This window comes from Streptomyces sp. NPDC002156, from assembly GCF_053593675.1.
On record NZ_JBSFDA010000116.1, the window covers coordinates 16,917 to 32,425 of the forward strand.

The window sequence follows — 15,509 nt, forward strand, 5'->3', positions numbered from 1 at the left end:
AGGGGAGGGCGCGGCATGGACCTGGCCTTGCTGCGCACCTTCGTGACCGTCCACCGCGCCGGCTCCTTCACCCGTGCCGCCGCCCTGCTGGGCCTCTCGCAGCCTGCCGTCACCTCGCAGATCCGCACCCTGGAGCGACAGCTGGGGCGCCCTCTGTTCCTGCGTCAGGCCCGTGGCGTGACCCCCACGACCATCGGCGACGAACTCGCGCACAAGGCCGCGCCGCATCTCGACGCGCTCGTGGAGATCACCGAGACCGGGCTCGACGAGGACTCCTCCGTACGCACACTGCATCTGGCCGGGCCATCGGAGTTCACCGCGGAGCGCGCGCTTCCCGCGCTCACGGAACTGACCGGGGACGACGGCCAGGGCTTCGCGCTGCGGGTCTCGTTCGGCAATGCCGAGGAAACCCTGGAGGGGCTGTCGGCCGGGCATCACGATCTGGCCATCAGTACGGCCCGTCCGCGCGGCTCCCTGCTCACAGCGACTGCGCTCTGCGACGAGGAGCACGTCCTGGTCGCAGCGCCGCGCTGGGCCTGCCACTTCGGCCCCGGGAAGCTGCGCCGCAAGGGGGCCTCCGTCCTGGAGAACCTCCCTGTGGTGGAGGTCCACGAGTCGCTGCCCTTCATCTCCCGCTACTGGGCCTCCGTCTTCGACTCCCGCCCGGCGGCCTCGGGCACCGTCATCGTGCCCGACCTGCGCGCGGTGCTCACGTGCGCCGCCGCGGGCGCGGGGCTCGCGGTACTGCCCCGCTATCTGTGCGCGCCCGCACTGGAGCGCGGCGAGGTGGTCGCTCTGCTCGATCCGGCGGTGCCCCCACTGCGGACGTACTTCCTGGTGGTCCGCACCGGCACACTGGCGATGCCCCATATCGCGCGGGCGCACGAATGGCTCCAGCGCGCTGCCGCCGACTGGGGCTGAGCCTCCATGGATCCCGGTGATCCTGCCGTGGACCTCTGCGATGTTTCACGTGAAACAGGCATTTCGTTCGTGAGAGTCCAGCACCTTTGCGCAGCCGAGAACGCTTCATGGGGAACCGACATGTTTCACGTGGAACCAGCCGGGCCACATTCCTCCCATGACCGTCCGACCCGTGGTCAAGCGCACCGCACGCGCCATCCTGCTCGATGGCAATGACCTGATCCTCATCAAGCGGACCAAGCCGGGGGTCGATCCCTACTGGCTCACTCCGGGCGGCGGGGTCGAACCGGACGACACGACCGTCGTCGACGCCCTGCACCGTGAAGTGCACGAAGAGCTGGGCGCCAAGATCACCGACGTGGTGCCCTGCTTCGTGGACACCGTCGAACACATCGGCGCGGACGGCGGCGCCACAGGCGTGAAGGTGCAGCACTTCTTCGTCTGCCGGCTGGAGTCCATGAACCCCTCGCTGCGCCACGGCCCCGAAGTCGACGAGCCCTGCGGCGAGTACGAGATCGTCCGTATCCCGTTCACGCGGGTCGGCATCGCCTCCGTCCACCTCGTACCGCTGTCGCTGCGCCATTATCTGGACGGGAACATCGAAGGCGTACGAGCGATGCACGCGCCCGACCTGGGTTGACAGCGCGCACGCGGGTCAGTTGCCGGTGACGACCAGTTCCTCCACCGAGTCGTGGCGGATCCGTTCCGCGGGGAAACCGGCGCGACGCAGCGCGTCCACACCGCTGCGGATCATCCCGGGCGGGCCCGACAGATAGGCGTCGTACTCGTACCAGGGCCCGTACTCCCGTACGGCGTCGGGGAGCTGGAGATGCGCCTGCTCGTCGATGACCGCGCGCACGGCGAGCCAGGGGTGGTTCTGCTGGAGGCGCAGCATGGTGTCGATGTCGTACAGGTCGACATCCGTACGGGCGCCGTAGAACACCTCCACCCGCCTCCTGTCACCGTGTTCGGCGACATCCTCGACCAGCGCCTTTATGGGCGCGATGCCGGTGCCCCCGCCCAGACAGAGCAGGCCGCTGTTGGTGGTGTGGTCAACGGTCATCGTGCCGGCGGGCGGGCCGAGCCGGACGATGTCGCCGGGCCGGGCGCGGTGCACCAGCGCGTTGGAGACCCAGCCCGCGGGCACCGCCTTCACGTGGAAGGACAGCAGACCGTCGGAGCGGGGCGCCGAGGCGAAGGAGTAGTGCCGCCAGATACGGGGCCACCAGGGCGTCTCCAGGCTCGTGTACTGCCCGGCGAGAAACGGGTACGGCTGGTCGGGCCGGACGGTGAGAACAGCTATGTCCGGGGTCCGGAGATCATGCGAGACCACCTCCCCGTACCACCAGGCCGGAGCGCGCAGTTCGTCGACGGCCGCCGCGTCGATCATCACCTGCGACATCGTCGTGTACGCCCGTACCCAGGCCGCCTCGGTCTCCGGGTTCCAGATCTCGGCGGCGTACCGGCTCAGCGAACCGATGAGGCACTCGCCGACGGCCGGGTAGTGCTCGGGCCGGGTGCCGTACTTGCGGTGACCCCGGCCGAGGTTCTGCAGATACGCGACGAGGACCTCGGTGTTGTCGATGTGCTCGGCGGCGGTGAGCAGCGCCTTGAGCAGCCGGTCCCGCTGGGTGTCCATCGCGGCCGGGAACAGCGAGCGCAGTTCGGGATGACGGACGAAGAGGAGCGCGTAGAAGTACGAGGTGGTCTTGTCGGCGACAGGACCGACCACGGCCATGGTCCGCCGGATGAGCACCGCGTCCGAGGACGCCTCCCGGCGGGGCTCGGAAGTGGTGGCCACGGGGACCGGCTCCAGACGGGGACGGGCGGGGGGAGCGGGCTCGGGTGCGGGAGCCGGCGTATCGGAGGCCGCGGGTACTGATGCTGGGGGTACTGATGCCTGGGGCCGTGGGGCGAAGGGCGGAGGCTTCGGAGCTTCGGTGGCCGGAGGCACGGGAGCGAAGGGCGCGGGAAGCGGTGACGCGGGAGCGAGGGGCAGGGGAGGCAGGGGCGCGGGAGTCGGAGGGCCCGCCGAGGGCTCGGGGGTCGACTGCGCGGGTATTCGTTCCTGCTCCGGCACGGGCTCGGTCACGGCTGGACGGGCGCCGTCGTCCGGTGCGGAGCTCGGGGAGCCGCCCGTACCGGGCCTGCCCACGGGACGCAGCGCGGCCAGCCGACTGCCTTCCGGCGCCTCCTGCTCACCGCCCGGGGGCGCCTCCGGCTGCTTGCGCGGCTTGAACCAGCCGCCCCCGCCGCTGCCGCCGGAAGTGCCGTTGTCGGCGGACGTGGTGGTCGGAGCGTCCATGGTCTGCCTCGCCTCGAACATCTTTCGGTCGGTCTGCGCACTTCCTCGGTCGGAATGTGCCCGCGTTCCCCCGCTGACGGCTTGCTTTTCCCCGTTCGGCCTCTGTCCAACGCGGCCATATTCAACCCGGATTACCGTCCCGTACGGACAAGTAAGGCCAGAGTGTGACAATCACCGCAGTGCTCTCACCGCAGCGTCCCACCATGGACGAACGCCTCCACCGTGTAACCGGAAATGCGAGTCTTCGATCTCTCCGTCCCGTTAGGCTGCATTGCCCTGCTCTTGCCGCGTGTGCGGGATACGCGCCCCGACGCGGACATGAACCGGAGTCGACCATACCGGGCGTCGCCGCGCGCACAAGTCCCGCCCTTCTTCGCCATGAAAGAGCAAGGGGCGAACCATGAATTCCCTCAATTACCGGGCGCCGCACACCAATTCATAGGCATCCCACAAATCCCGCCCCGCGTACGCGTGCGTCGCGAGGCCGGCCAGATGACGGTCCGCGTTCACCGCGACAGAGACCGACACCGCCCCGAAGAGTTCCGCGTCGGAGAACGAATCGCCGTACGCGACACAGTCCGCCCGGGTCAGACCGAACCGCTTGCAGAGTCGGTCCGCGATCTCCACCTTGGCCGCGGGCGTCAGGATGCCGGTGGGATCCAGCGGCTCCGTGAAGGGCACGGCGGGGAAGCGCGAGCCGTGCGCCGCGTGCGCGCCCCACCCCGTCAGCCGTTCGACGAAGAACGAGGGCGACAGAGAGACGACCGCGCAGTACTCCCCTCGGTCCCTGATCTCGGCCCAGGTCTCCCTGATCCGCAGGAGCCACGGCGCTCCCACGAAGGCCGCGTCGACATGCGCCTCGGTCAGCTCCGCCCAGAGGAGACGCACCCGGCGGGCGTACTCCGCGGGCTCGACGCGTCGCATCGCGAAGTCCCGCTCCAACTCGGCTATTTCGCGGTCCAGCCCCAGTTGCCGGGATATCTCTACCGGGGCAGCCGAGCCATGCAGCAGTGTTCCGTCGAGGTCGAAGAGATGCAGTCGCGTCATGTGTGCCGAGGCTAGAGCCTGTCACCCGATGACCGATGCTCGGCGTTTCACGTGAAACATCTGTCCACGCGCTGTACGGACCGGCACGACATGGCCAAAAGAACGTGCGTCCGACCGCAAACCGGTGGACGTCAGGGGCACCGGTCGGACAGCCTGACCTGCGTGCCGACTCCTTCCCCCGCTGATCTGCCCATCCGCCGTCTGACGCACCGCGATCTCACCGCCTGCGCCGACCTGTCCGAGAACCGGGGCTGGCCCCGCGAAGAGCACAAGTGGGGCCTCCTCCTCACAGCCGGGAAGGGCTACGGCATCGATGACCCCGGCGGCGGGCTGGTCGCCGCATGTGTCGTCACCGAGTACGGGCCGTACGGAAACCCCGACTTGGGCGCCATCGGCATGGTGCTGGTCGCCGAGCGGCACGCCCGTCAGGGCATCGGACGGCGGCTGATGCAGTACGTCATCGCCGCGATGGGCACCACTCCACTGACGCTGCACGCGACCCCGTACGGCCGTCCGCTCTATGAGGAACTCGGCTTCAAGGTGACCGGAAAGGCCGAGATGGTGCGCGGGCGCTTCACACCGCACGGTCCTGAGTCAGAGGTCGGCACACGGGCGGCCACGGCCGAGGATCTCGCCAGGATCATCCGGCTGGACGAGGAGGTGTTCGGTACCGACCGCACGCACATCATCACCAGGCTGCCCGCCTTCGCCGACCAGTTGCGCGTCGCCGAGGAGAACGGCCGGATCATCGGCTACGCGGCGGCCTGGCCCACCACGGACACCCAGGTCGTCGGCCCGCTGATCGCCCGCGACACGGCGACGGCGAAGGCACTCCTCGCCTCACTCGCCGTGCGCACCGACCGCCCGCTGCGAACGGACATCGACGTACGACACGAGGAACTGCTGGCGTGGGTGAAAGAGCGCGGGCTGGCACCCCTGAGCTTCAACGCGGTGATGACGTACGGGATCTCGGAACTGCCGGGCGACTGGACGCGACGGTTCGCGCCACTGACGGTGGCGGCGGGCTGACGACCGCGGCGAGACGGGGACCTGCCCGCGTACATAGGCTGCGGCCATGGGAGATCTTGAGATACGGCCCGTGACGGCGGAGGACATTCCCGCGGTCGTCGGCATGCTCGCCGACGACCCGCTGGGCGCGCAGCGCGAATCGCCGGACGACCTGACCCCGTACTACATCGCGCTGAACCGTCTCGCCGCAGACCCGAACCAGCACCTGGTCGTAGCGGTCCGCGAGGGCCAGGTGGTCGGCACGCTGCAGCTCACGATCGTTCCCGGGCTGTCTCGCAAGGGCGCGACCCGGTCGATCATCGAGGGTGTGCGTGTCCACGCCGCCGAACGCGGGAGCGGCCTGGGCACGCAGCTCATCGAGTGGGCTATCGACACATCACGCCGCGAGAACTGCCAGTTGGTCCAGCTGACGTCGGACGCCACTCGCACGGAAGCCCATCGTTTCTACGAGCGGCTCGGTTTCACGCCTTCGCACGTGGGCTTCAAGCTCCAGCTCTGACCGGGAAAGCGTCATGTTTCACGTGAAACATGACGCTTTCCCGTGTCCGACGCCTAACTGATCCCGCGCCACCCGTCCGGATCCACCCCACCCGGCACAGAAGCCCCCTCCTCGTACGGCTGACGCACGAAGACGAACGAGCCGAGGTCCAGGTGGTCCACGGTCCTGTTCGGCCGCCGTACGGCCCGCAGAAGCTCTCCGGCGAAGTAGCCGTCGAGACCCGTCCACGTGCCGTCGCCGTTCGCCTGGAAGCGCGAGCGGCGGCCGATGCCGGTCAAGGGCCCCAGTGAGACGCCCCCGTCGACCGACAGCCGCAGGACATACGGGGTGGTCCCCCAGTACCACTGGCCCGTCAACTCCAGTACAGAGCTGTCGGCTTCGGGCAACGGTCGCCACGGCTCGGGAATCCGCGGCTCGGCCTCCGCGACGATCCTCACCAGGTCGGCGGCGACCGCGGACACCAGTGGACCGGAGGTGCAGTTGGCCAGGACGACAGCCGCGAGGTCGTCCGCCACGCCGATGGTGAGGCTCGCCAGGAAGCCAGGCAGCGATCCGCCGTGCCCCACCAGCATCCGGCCGTCCCGGTACTGAACCTGCATACCGAGGCCGTACGCCGAACCTGCGGCCACGTCCGCCTCCTCGGGCGGAGCAGCCGGTGTACGCATCTCCGCAACGGACGCGGCGCTCAGCACCCGGTCGTCTCCCTCGGCGAGGAAGACGGCGAAGCGCGCCAAGTCCCCTGCGGTGGACCAGAGCTGACCGGCGGGCGCCATCCGCCCGAGGTCCTCGATCGGCTCCGGCAGCAGGACATCGGCCCAGGGATGCACCGCCCATCCGCCCGCGTGCGGTGCCTGCGGCTGCCCGCTGGTCCGCTCCAGCCCCAGGGGTTCGAGCACCTCACGCCGCAGCACGTCCTCCCACGGAGCACCGCGCAACTCCTCGACCAGCGCGCCGAGCAGGCTGTATCCGGGGTTCGAGTAGTGGTGGCGCCGGCCCACGGGATGCAGGACCGGCCGCTCCCCGAGGACGTCGGCCAGCTCGGGCCGCAGCGATCCGGGCGTCCGCTCCCACCAGGGAGCGGGCGACTCGGCCGCCAACCCACCGGTGTGCGCGAGCAGTTCGGCGATGGTGGCCTCCCCCGCGCCGGTACCCGGCAGATGCTTCTCCAGCGGGTCGACGAGATCGAGCAGCCCCTCGTCGCGCAGCCGCATCACCAGTACGGCGGTGAAGGTCTTGGTGATCGAACCGATCCGGTACTGCACGTCGGCGTCGGGCACCTGGCCGTCAACCGAGCTGCGCGCCCCCGTCCATACCGTCTCCCCGCCCCGCACCACCGCCGCGACCAACGACGGTGCCCGCCCCTCACTCTGGGCCACAGCGATCCGGTGCAGCAACGCCCGCCGCGTACCGGGAAGAAGTTCGTCCTGAGGTGTTGTCATGGGGGCAAGTCCATCGGCCGGGCCGCGCTGCGTCGAGCGCATTTCTCCTCTGTCGCCGGGCCCCCTGCACCGGCCCTACGTCTGGGCCATGTCCACGAACCGCGAATAGTGGCCCTGGAAGGCGACCGTGATCGTCGCCGTCGGGCCGTTTCGGTGCTTGCCGACGATGATGTCCGCCTCGCCCGCGCGCGGTGACTCCTTCTCGTACGCGTCCTCGCGGTGCAGCAGGATCACCATGTCCGCGTCCTGCTCGATCGAGCCGGACTCACGCAGGTCGGAGACCATGGGCTTCTTGTCCGTGCGCTGCTCGGGGCCACGGTTCAGCTGCGAGAGCGCGATCACCGGGAGCTCCAGCTCCTTGGCCAGGAGCTTCAGGTTTCGCGACATGTCGGAGACCTCCTGCTGGCGGCTCTCGGAACGCTTGCCGCCGGACTGCATCAGCTGGAGGTAGTCGATGACCACGAGCTTCAGGTCGGCGCGCTGCTTGAGGCGGCGGCACTTGGCGCGGATCTCCATCATCGACAGGTTCGGGGAGTCGTCGATGTACAGCGGCGCGGCCGAGACGTCCGGCATCCGGCGGGCGAGCCGGGTCCAGTCGTCGTCGGTCAACGTGCCGGAGCGCATGTGGTGGAGGGCCACGCGTGCCTCGGCGGACAGCAGACGCATGGCGATCTCGTTGCGGCCCATTTCGAGGGAGAAGATCACGCTCGGCATGTTGTGCTTGATCGAACAGGCACGGGCGAAGTCCAGCGCCAGCGTCGACTTACCCATGGCGGGACGAGCCGCGATGATGATCATCTGTCCGGGGTGCAGACCGTTGGTGAGCTGGTCGAGGTCGGTGAACCCGGTGGGCACACCGGTCATCTCCCCCGAGCGCGAGCCGATCGCCTCGATCTCGTCGAGCGCGCCCTCCATGATGTCGCCGAGCGGCAGATAGTCCTCGGTGGTGCGCTGCTCGGTGACCGCGTAGATCTCTGCCTGGGCGCTGTTGACGATCTCGTCGACGTCCCCGTCGGCCGCGTATCCCATCTGGGTGATGCGGGTCCCGGCCTCGACCAGACGCCGCAGGACCGCGCGCTCGTGCACGATCTCCGCGTAGTACTCGGCGTTGGCCGCTGTCGGCACCGTCTGTACCAGCGCGTGCAGATAGGGTGCGCCGCCGACCTTGGTGATCTCGCCGCGTCTGGTGAGTTCGGCCGCGACCGTGATGGGGTCGGCCGGCTCGCCCTTCGCGTAGAGGTCAAGGATCGCCCCGTAGACGATCTCGTGCGCGGGCCGGTAGAAGTCATGGCCCTTGAGGACCTCGACGACGTCGGCGATCGCGTCCTTGGACAGGAGCATGCCGCCGAGGACGGACTGTTCGGCGTCGAGATCCTGCGGTGGTACCCGCTCGAAGGACGTGCCCTCGCTCTCCCACGCGCCGTTCTCTCGGCCGCGGTCGTGCTGTTCGTCGCGACTCCGGCCCCCTTCGCGGCGCTGCCGGGAGGCGGGCAGACGATCACTGGGACCGCTGTCGGCCCACGGGTCGTCCAAGGGCTCGGAAATACTCACCGAGCCACCTCCTCCCGTCCGCCGAGCGGACCTCGCCGTGCCTCTCTGTTCTACGGCACGGCACTGACAAATAAGAGGCCCAACTCCGGTTCTGGCGCGTCGGTTTTGTGACGTTTCCGAGGCCGAGGGAAGGGAGTGGGCGCCGCACCACCGTAGGCCCGTCGGCACCGTCAGCCAATCTGGTTATCCACAGGCCATGTGGACGACGGCCCGGATGCTGTGGAGAACTCGGCAAAACCTGTGCACGACCCGGTGGACAGCCCTGTGAACAAGCTTTCGCGACTTCCAACAAACAGCTTCTGACCAGTACGTTTCCCATCCACCGGCTGTGCAGAAGAAAAAGTTTCCCCATTGGGCCAAGATCTCCGCGAACGGCACGTGGCAGCGCGCGCCCCAGGAGGAGAGGTAATAGTCACAACCGCATTGCATCTCTTACCTGTGGAAGATTAGATTGGTGGTCATGACACAGGCTCCAACTGCACCCAGGGCGACCCGACGCCGGCACGACCGAGAGATCGTCGCACTCGCCGTCCCCGCCTTCGGCGCACTCGTCGCCGAGCCTCTCTTCGTCATCGCCGACAGCGCGATCATCGGCCACCTCGGCACAGCTCAACTCGCCGGACTCGGCATCGCCTCCGCCCTCCTCACCACAGCCGTCAGCGTCTTCGTCTTCCTCGCGTACGCCACCACGGCCGCCGTCGCCCGACGCGTCGGGGCGGGTGATCTCCAAGCCGCCATACGCCAGGGCGTGGACGGCATCTGGCTCGCCCTGCTGCTCGGCGCCGCCGTCATCGCCGTCGTCCTGCCCTCGGCACCCGCACTCGTGGACCTCTTCGGCGCCTCGGACACCGCGGCCCCGTACGCGGTCACCTATCTGCGGATCTCGGCGCTCGGCATCCCGGCCATGCTCGTCGTCCTCGCATCCACCGGCGTTCTGCGCGGACTCCAGGACACCAAGACCCCGCTGTACGTGGCCATCGCGGGCTTCGTCGCCAACGCCGCCCTGAACGCAGGCCTCGTCTACGGCGCGGACCTCGGCATCGCCGGTTCCGCCTGGGGCACCGTCATCGCGCAGTGGGGCATGGCAGCGGCCTATCTCACGGTCGTCGTCCGCGGTGCCCGGCGGCACGGCGCCTCAGTGCGCCCCGACACCAAGGGGATACGGGCCTCCGCCCAGGCGGGCGCACCCCTTCTTGTCCGCACGCTGTCCCTGCGGGCGATCCTGATGATCGCCACGGCCGTCGCCGCGCGGCTCGGGGACGCGGACGTCGCCGCACACCAGATCATTCTGTCCTTGTGGAGCCTCCTCGCCTTCGCGCTCGACGCGATCGCCATCGCAGGGCAGGCCATCATCGGGCGTTATCTCGGCGCGAACGACACCCAGGGTGCCCGCGAAGCCTCCCGCCGCATGGTCGAGTGGGGCATCGCCACGGGAGTCGTGCTCGGCCTGCTGGTGATCGTCAGCCGTCCGCTGTTCCTGCCGCTGTTCACCAGTGACTCCGTGGTCAAGGACGCCGCGTTGCCGGCCCTGCTCGTGGTCGCGCTGGCACAACCGATCTGCGGGATCGTCTACGTCCTCGACGGCGTACTGATGGGCGCGGGCGACGGTCCCTATCTGGCCCGGGCGATGCTGGTCACACTCGCTGCCTTCACACCGGTGGCCCTGCTCGTGCCGACTCTCGGTGGCGGCCTCACCGCCGTCTGGGGAGCGATGACGCTCATGATGGCCGTCCGCATGCTGACCCTGTGGCTGCGAGCCCGCTCGGGCCGCTGGATGGTCACGGGCGCGACCCGCTGAGACCGCCTCGGCTCCCTGTTTCACGTGAAACATCGACCGGATTCCTGCTGTTTCACGTGAAACATCGGGTGCGCCCAGCTCAAACAGAAGGGCCGCACCCCGGAGGGTGCGGCCCCACAACTGCTCAGTGAGCGCTGGGCTCAGGCAGCGACGACCTCGATGTTGACCTTGGCGGCAACCTCGGGGTGCAGGCGCACCGACGTCTCGTGGGCGCCGAGCGTCTTGATCGGGGAGCCCAGCTCGATGCGGCGCTTGTCGACCTCGGGGCCACCGGAAGCCTTGATCGCCGTGGCGATGTCGGCCGGGGTGACGGAACCGAAGAGACGACCGGCGTCGCCGGAGCGGACGGCCAGACGGACCTTGACGCCTTCGAGGCGGGCCTTGATGTCGTTGGCCTGCTCGATGGTCTGGATCTCGTGGATCTTGCGAGCGCGACGAATCTGCTCGACGTCCTTCTCGCCACCCTTGGTCCAGCGGATCGCGAAGTTCCGCGGGATCAGGTAGTTGCGAGCGTAGCCGTCCTTGACGTCGACGACGTCGCCCGCGGCACCGAGGCCGGAGACCTCGTGGGTCAGGATGATCTTCATTAGTCGGTCACCCTTCCCTTATCGCGCGGTGGACGTGTAGGGCAGCAGCGCCATCTCACGGCTGTTCTTGACGGCCGTGGCGACGTCACGCTGGTGCTGCGTGCAGTTGCCGGTCACGCGGCGGGCACGGATCTTGCCGCGGTCGGAAATGAACTTCCGCAGCATGTTCGTGTCCTTGTAGTCCACGTACTGGACCTTGTCCTTGCAGAAAGCGCAGACCTTCTTCTTAGGCTTGCGCACAGGCGGCTTCGCCATGGTGTTTCTCCTGTGTGATCAAGAAGTGTGGGTACGACCCGCCCTCGGCCCGAAGGCCTAGAAGGGGGGCTCGTCCGAGTAGCCGCCGCCACCGCCACCGCTGGCGCCGCCGGAGTTTCCACCCCAGCCGCCACCGCCGCCGCCCTGGTTGCCACCGGCGGGAGCGCCGGTCGCCCAGGGGTCGTCGGCCGGAGCGCCGCCGCCCTGCGGAGCGCCACCGGGGTTTCCACCCCAGCCGCCGCCCTGCTGGCCGCCACCGCCACCGCCGCCGTAACCGCCCTGGCCACCGCGGCCGGCACCGCCGGCGGTCTTGGTGACCTTGGCCGTGGCACTGCGCAGGCTGGCGCCGACTTCCTCGACGTCCAGCTCGTAGACCGTGCGCTTGACGCCCTCACGGTCCTCGTAGGACCGCTGCTTCAGCCGGCCCTGCACGATGACGCGCATGCCTCGCTGGAGCGACTCCGCGACGTTCTCCGCCGCCTGACGCCAGACCGAGCAGGTCAGGAACAGGCTTTCGCCGTCCTTCCACTCGTTCGTCTGACGGTCGAACGTGCGGGGCGTGGACGCGACACGGAACTTCGCGACCGCCGCACCGGAGGGGGTGAAGCGCAGCTCGGGGTCGTCGACAAGATTGCCGACGACCGTGATGACGGTCTCGCCTGCCATAGGGGAACCTCTCGGCGGGTTTGCTGCTGGCTGCTTTTGGTGCTGCTACTCGAATTCCCGGGATCAGCTGAGCGGGAGGCTCAGTGGGTCTCGGGGCGGAGGACCTTGGTCCGGAGGACCGACTCGTTCAGGTTCATCTGGCGGTCGAGCTCCTTGACGATCGCGGGCTCAGCCTGCAGATCGATGACCGAGTAGATGCCCTCGGGCTTCTTCTTGATCTCGTACGAGAGACGACGACGGCCCCAGGTGTCGACCTTCTCCACCTTTCCGTTGCCCTCACGGACGACGGAGAGGAAGTTCTCGATCAGAGGGGCGACAGCGCGCTCCTCCAGCTCGGGGTCGAGGATGACCATCACTTCGTAGTGACGCATGTGGAACCCACCTCCTTTGGACTCAGCGGCCACGGTCGTTCCGTGGCAGGAGGGTTGTTGATGCGTACGCAACGGTATCCGCGGCCACTGACAATCGGAGTCCCCGGAAGGGATTCCTCGTCATGGCCAGGGCAGACACCGGTGCAGACGGTACAGAGTACCCGCACAGCGGCTTCCGGTTGAAATCAGCCCCCTGTGGCCGTCAATCTGTACACATCGGGTGTGTATGGCGCTACGATGCGCCGCCTTCCGCAGGAGGTGCCACATGGCACAGGCATTGCGACCCAACACCGCCGGATCCCTCTTCGCCACCGACGGCAAGCCCCATCCGCTCCAGGACAGCCTCCTCGCTGTGACCCTGGTGCTCGGGGTGACGGCCTTCGTCACGGCGATGTTCCACAGTCTGCATCTGCTCAGTTCCTGGACCGGCCTGGTGGGGATCCTCACCGGCGCGTACGGACAGTTCGTCTCGGAGACGACCCGTGAACGCTTCGGGCTGATCCTGGGCCTCGGCGCCGCAGCGGTCGGCTTCTTCCTCGGCATGGCGCACGGCGGCCTCTTCGGCGGCGTGATCGGCTGACGCGGACCGTGTACCTGTGCCCCAGCCGACGCAGGGCCGGGGCACAGGTGGCATACGGCCAGACGAGGCGCTCGCAGGGCGCAGTAGGCTTCGGCGCGAGAGCCGGAGCCCCTGTACCCATGGGGACACACCAGCCCGAGGAGCGCCCCGAATGAGCCTGACCCTGAGGACGATCAGCCGAGAGCAGCATCTGGCGTACATCCAGAGCCTGCCGTCGGCGAGCCACATGCAGGTTCCGGCCTGGGCCGACGTCAAGGCGGAGTGGCGCTCCGAGAACCTCGGGTGGTTCGACGACCGGACCGGCGAGATCGTCGGCGCGGGTCTTGTGCTGTACCGCCAGCTGCCCAAGATCAAGCGGTATCTCGCGTATCTGCCCGAGGGCCCGGTCATCAACTGGTTCGCGCCGAATCTCGACGACTGGATCCAGCCGATGCTGGCCCACCTGAAGCAGCAGGGCGCCTTCTCCGTGAAGATGGGCCCGCCGGTGATCATCCGGCGCTGGGACGCCCCGTCCATCAAGGCGGGCATCCAGAGCCCGGACGTGAAGCGGCTGCGCGACATCGAGGCCGACTTCATCGAGCCGCGCGCCTTCGAGGTCGCCGACAAGCTGCGCCGTATGGGCTGGCAGCAGGGTGAGGACGGCGGGGCCGGCTTCGGCGACGTACAGCCTCGCTACGTCTACCAGGTGCCGCTGGCGAACCGTTCGCTGGAAGAGGTCCACCAGAACTTCAACCAGCTGTGGCGCCGCAACATCAAGAAGGCCGAGAAGTCCGGTGTCGAGGTCGTCCAGGGCGGTTACCACGACCTGGAGGAGTGGCAGCGGCTGTACGAGATCACGGCGGTGCGCGACCACTTCCGGCCCCGCCCGCTGTCGTACTTCCAGCGCATGTGGACGGCCCTCAACACCGAGGACCCCAACCGCATGCGGCTCTACTTCGCCCGCCACAACGGAGTGAACCTGTCGGCGGCGACGATGCTGATCGTCGGTGGGCACGTCTGGTACTCGTACGGCGCCTCGGACAACATCGGCCGTGAGGTCCGTCCCTCGAACGCCATGCAGTGGCGGATGCTGCGCGACGCCTACGCCCTGGGCGCCACCGTCTACGACCTGCGCGGCATTTCGGACTCGCTGGACGAGACGGACCACCTCTTCGGTCTGATCCAGTTCAAGGTCGGCACAGGTGGGCAGGCTGCCGAGTATCTCGGCGAGTGGGACTTCCCGCTCAACAAGCTGCTTCACAAGGCGCTCGACATCTACATGTCGCGCCGCTGATGTCCCTGACTTTCCGTTCGTACCCCTGAATAGATCGCAGCCACGAGAAAGGTTCCAGGTCCCGGCCATGGCGCTCACGCTCTACGTCGACACCGCGCGCTGGCGTGCGCACCACAAGCACGTGTCCGAGCAGTTCCCGGGGCTCGTCCCGGTCTGCAAGGGCAACGGCTACGGCTTCGGGCACGAGCGGCTGGCGGAGGAGGCCACGCGGCTGGGCTCGGACGTCCTGGCCGTCGGCACGACGTACGAGGCCGCGCGGACCAAGGACTGGTTCAGCGGCGACCTGCTGGTGCTGACGCCCTTCAGACGGGGCGAGGAGCCCGTACCGCTGCCCGATCGCGTCATCCGCTCGGTGTCGTCGGTGGACGGCGTGCACGGCCTCGTGGGCGCCCGTGTCGTCATCGAGGTCATGTCCTCCATGAAGCGCCACGGTGTGACCGAGCAGGAACTGCCCCAACTGCACGCCGCCATAGAGGACGTACGCCTCGAAGGCTTCGCGATCCACCTGCCGCTGGACCGCACAGACGGTTCGGACGCCGTGGAAGAGGTCATCGGCTGGATGGACCGGCTGCGCGCGGCCCGGCTGCCGCTGCACACGATGTTCGTCAGCCATCTCAAGGCCGAGGACCTCGGGCGGCTTCAGCAGCAGTTCCCGCAGACCCGCTTCCGCGCCCGTATCGGCACCCGGCTGTGGCTGGGGGACCACGAGGCCACGGAGTACCGCGGCGCGGTCCTGGACGTCACCCGTGTGGCCAAGGGCGACCGCTTCGGCTACCGGCAGCAGAAGGCGGCCTCGGACGGCTATCTGGTGGTCGTGGCGGGCGGTACGTCGCACGGCGTGGGCCTGGAGGCCCCCAAGGCGCTGCACGGCGTCATGCCGCGCGCCAAGGGCGTCGCCCGGGCCGGTCTCGCCACCGTCAACCGGAACCTCGCCCCGTTCGTCTGGGGCGGCAAGCAGCGCTGGTTCGCCGAGCCGCCGCACATGCAGGTCTCGATCCTCTTCGTGCCCTCGGACGCCCCGGAGCCGAAGGTCGGCGAGGAGCTGGTGGCCCATCTGCGGCACACGACCACGCAGTTCGACCGGATCGTCGACCGCTGACCGCACAGCTGCGAGTCATGCGAAAGGCCGTACACGGCTGACGAGGTAGGCCGGTAGAATGAAACAACACAGCCCCCAGAACACACAGC

General features: G+C 68.5%; 16 protein-coding genes. 8 read left to right on the plus strand and 8 right to left on the minus strand.

All coding sequences use genetic code 11. The features are described from left to right. Window positions 1-15: 15 nt before the first annotated feature. Window positions 16-921: a LysR family transcriptional regulator gene (locus tag ACWCRB_RS34470; protein WP_450999822.1), complete on the plus strand. Its 906-nt coding sequence runs from the start codon at window positions 16-18 to the stop codon at window positions 919-921. 157 nt (window positions 922-1,078) lie between these two features. After that, window positions 1,079-1,561, plus strand: a complete 483-nt coding sequence (locus ACWCRB_RS34475) for an NUDIX domain-containing protein (RefSeq protein ID WP_235476854.1) — start codon at window positions 1,079-1,081, stop codon at window positions 1,559-1,561. A gap of 15 nt (window positions 1,562-1,576) precedes the next feature. Here ACWCRB_RS34475 and ACWCRB_RS34480 read toward each other — a convergent pair whose 3' ends face one another. Further along, window positions 1,577-3,226 (minus strand): globin domain-containing protein, encoded by a 1,650-nt coding sequence (locus ACWCRB_RS34480; protein WP_450999823.1) that lies wholly within the window; start codon window positions 3,224-3,226, stop codon window positions 1,577-1,579. A 414-nt stretch (window positions 3,227-3,640) separates the two neighbouring features. Further along, entirely contained in the window at window positions 3,641-4,273 is a 633-nt protein-coding gene (locus ACWCRB_RS34485; RefSeq protein ID WP_450999824.1) for an HAD family hydrolase, read from the minus strand. 162 nt (window positions 4,274-4,435) lie between these two features. Between ACWCRB_RS34485 and ACWCRB_RS34490 the strand changes: the two genes are divergently transcribed. Together ACWCRB_RS34490 and ACWCRB_RS34495 are read left to right on the plus strand one after the other, a co-directional pair. Then, window positions 4,436-5,302: a GNAT family N-acetyltransferase gene (locus tag ACWCRB_RS34490; RefSeq protein ID WP_450999825.1), complete on the plus strand. Its 867-nt coding sequence runs from the start codon at window positions 4,436-4,438 to the stop codon at window positions 5,300-5,302. 46 nt (window positions 5,303-5,348) lie between these two features. After that, window positions 5,349-5,801: an N-acetyltransferase family protein gene (locus ACWCRB_RS34495; protein WP_450999826.1), complete on the plus strand. Its 453-nt coding sequence runs from the start codon at window positions 5,349-5,351 to the stop codon at window positions 5,799-5,801. 53 nt (window positions 5,802-5,854) lie between these two features. On the opposite strand, the gene ACWCRB_RS34500 is transcribed toward ACWCRB_RS34495, so the two are convergent. Further along, complete coding sequence (locus ACWCRB_RS34500; protein ID WP_450999827.1) at window positions 5,855-7,240, minus strand: serine hydrolase domain-containing protein; 1,386 nt, start codon at window positions 7,238-7,240, stop codon at window positions 5,855-5,857. Between the two features lie 75 nt (window positions 7,241-7,315). Beyond that, window positions 7,316-8,791 (minus strand): replicative DNA helicase, encoded by a 1,476-nt coding sequence (dnaB, locus tag ACWCRB_RS34505; RefSeq protein WP_369029117.1) that lies wholly within the window; start codon window positions 8,789-8,791, stop codon window positions 7,316-7,318. Between the two features lie 454 nt (window positions 8,792-9,245). On the opposite strand from dnaB, the gene ACWCRB_RS34510 reads away from it, so the two are divergent. After that, complete coding sequence (locus ACWCRB_RS34510) at window positions 9,246-10,589, plus strand: MATE family efflux transporter (protein WP_450999828.1); 1,344 nt, start codon at window positions 9,246-9,248, stop codon at window positions 10,587-10,589. Window positions 10,590-10,729: 140 nt separating this feature from the next. On the opposite strand, the gene rplI is transcribed toward ACWCRB_RS34510, so the two are convergent. The 4 genes from rplI to rpsF all read right to left on the minus strand — a co-directional run bounded on the left by rplI (window position 10,730) and on the right by rpsF (window position 12,468). Continuing rightward, the gene (gene rplI, locus ACWCRB_RS34515) at window positions 10,730-11,176 is read right to left on the minus strand and encodes a 50S ribosomal protein L9 (RefSeq protein WP_006381650.1); all 447 of its coding nucleotides are present in this window, start codon (window positions 11,174-11,176) and stop codon (window positions 10,730-10,732) included. Between the two features lie 18 nt (window positions 11,177-11,194). Further along, a complete protein-coding gene (gene rpsR / locus ACWCRB_RS34520; protein WP_006381652.1) occupies window positions 11,195-11,431 on the minus strand; it encodes a 30S ribosomal protein S18 in 237 nt (78 codons plus the stop codon). A 57-nt stretch (window positions 11,432-11,488) separates the two neighbouring features. Beyond that, entirely contained in the window at window positions 11,489-12,097 is a 609-nt protein-coding gene (locus tag ACWCRB_RS34525) for a single-stranded DNA-binding protein (RefSeq protein ID WP_450999829.1), read from the minus strand. An 80-nt stretch (window positions 12,098-12,177) separates the two neighbouring features. Then, window positions 12,178-12,468 carry a 30S ribosomal protein S6 gene (gene rpsF, locus ACWCRB_RS34530; protein WP_006381649.1) on the minus strand — a complete coding sequence of 97 codons (291 nt, stop codon included), beginning with the start codon at window positions 12,466-12,468 and terminating at the stop codon, window positions 12,178-12,180. A 265-nt stretch (window positions 12,469-12,733) separates the two neighbouring features. Between rpsF and ACWCRB_RS34535 the strand changes: the two genes are divergently transcribed. The 3 genes from ACWCRB_RS34535 to ACWCRB_RS34545 all read left to right on the plus strand — a co-directional run bounded on the left by ACWCRB_RS34535 (window position 12,734) and on the right by ACWCRB_RS34545 (window position 15,420). Then, the gene (locus ACWCRB_RS34535; protein ID WP_105970260.1) at window positions 12,734-13,048 is read left to right on the plus strand and encodes a hypothetical protein; all 315 of its coding nucleotides are present in this window, start codon (window positions 12,734-12,736) and stop codon (window positions 13,046-13,048) included. A gap of 151 nt (window positions 13,049-13,199) precedes the next feature. After that, window positions 13,200-14,321 (plus strand): peptidoglycan bridge formation glycyltransferase FemX, encoded by a 1,122-nt coding sequence (gene femX, locus ACWCRB_RS34540; RefSeq protein ID WP_235476844.1) that lies wholly within the window; start codon window positions 13,200-13,202, stop codon window positions 14,319-14,321. Between the two features lie 67 nt (window positions 14,322-14,388). After that, a complete protein-coding gene (locus tag ACWCRB_RS34545) occupies window positions 14,389-15,420 on the plus strand; it encodes an alanine racemase (RefSeq protein WP_235476843.1) in 1,032 nt (343 codons plus the stop codon). Window positions 15,421-15,509: the final 89 nt, after the last annotated feature.

What these genes read in the sequence shown, in the direction of transcription:
- ACWCRB_RS34475 (WP_235476854.1), top strand. Translation starts at nt 1,079, where the DNA reads ATGACCGTCCGACCCGTGGTCAAGCGCACCGCACGCGCCATCCTGCTC.
- femX (WP_235476844.1), top strand. Translation starts at nt 13,200, where the DNA reads ATGAGCCTGACCCTGAGGACGATCAGCCGAGAGCAGCATCTGGCGTAC.
- ACWCRB_RS34480 (WP_450999823.1), bottom strand. Translation starts at nt 3,226, where the DNA reads ATGGACGCTCCGACCACCACGTCCGCCGACAACGGCACTTCCGGCGGC.
- rplI (WP_006381650.1), bottom strand. Translation starts at nt 11,176, where the DNA reads ATGAAGATCATCCTGACCCACGAGGTCTCCGGCCTCGGTGCCGCGGGC.
- ACWCRB_RS34495 (WP_450999826.1), top strand. Translation starts at nt 5,349, where the DNA reads ATGGGAGATCTTGAGATACGGCCCGTGACGGCGGAGGACATTCCCGCG.
- ACWCRB_RS34470 (WP_450999822.1), top strand. Translation starts at nt 16, where the DNA reads ATGGACCTGGCCTTGCTGCGCACCTTCGTGACCGTCCACCGCGCCGGC.
- ACWCRB_RS34525 (WP_450999829.1), bottom strand. Translation starts at nt 12,097, where the DNA reads ATGGCAGGCGAGACCGTCATCACGGTCGTCGGCAATCTTGTCGACGAC.
- rpsR (WP_006381652.1), bottom strand. Translation starts at nt 11,431, where the DNA reads ATGGCGAAGCCGCCTGTGCGCAAGCCTAAGAAGAAGGTCTGCGCTTTC.
- ACWCRB_RS34545 (WP_235476843.1), top strand. Translation starts at nt 14,389, where the DNA reads ATGGCGCTCACGCTCTACGTCGACACCGCGCGCTGGCGTGCGCACCAC.
- ACWCRB_RS34535 (WP_105970260.1), top strand. Translation starts at nt 12,734, where the DNA reads ATGGCACAGGCATTGCGACCCAACACCGCCGGATCCCTCTTCGCCACC.
- rpsF (WP_006381649.1), bottom strand. Translation starts at nt 12,468, where the DNA reads ATGCGTCACTACGAAGTGATGGTCATCCTCGACCCCGAGCTGGAGGAG.
- ACWCRB_RS34500 (WP_450999827.1), bottom strand. Translation starts at nt 7,240, where the DNA reads ATGACAACACCTCAGGACGAACTTCTTCCCGGTACGCGGCGGGCGTTG.
- ACWCRB_RS34485 (WP_450999824.1), bottom strand. Translation starts at nt 4,273, where the DNA reads ATGACGCGACTGCATCTCTTCGACCTCGACGGAACACTGCTGCATGGC.